At 67.7% G+C, this 254-nt stretch carries 1 pseudogene; it reads right to left on the bottom strand.

The features are described from left to right. Nucleotides 1–254: pseudogene (locus AC3A6J_RS28070) on the bottom strand (IS21 family transposase); the annotation flags it as partial.

Here is a 254-nt window from a genome sequence, read left to right as displayed (position 1 = left end):
GCGACCTGCAGCTTGGTGCGCTCCCCGCCGATGACCGCCCAGTCCTCGCTCCAGTCGAACTGGAACGCCTCGCCCGGGCCGAAGGTCAGGGGCACGAAGGTGCCTCGGCCCGTGGTCTGCTCAACCTCATGGCGATGCGCATGCCACGCTCGTGCAAACGCTGCCACGCGGTTGTATGAGCCCTGGTAGCCGAGCGCGACCAGGTCGGCATGCATCTGCTTGAGGGTGCGCCGCTGCTTGCGCGATCTGGATGC

This window comes from Variovorax sp. Soil_C_39 (assembly GCF_057656815.1).
Note: the sequence above shows the minus strand (reverse complement) of the source record. Positions and strands in the feature narration are given on the sequence as shown.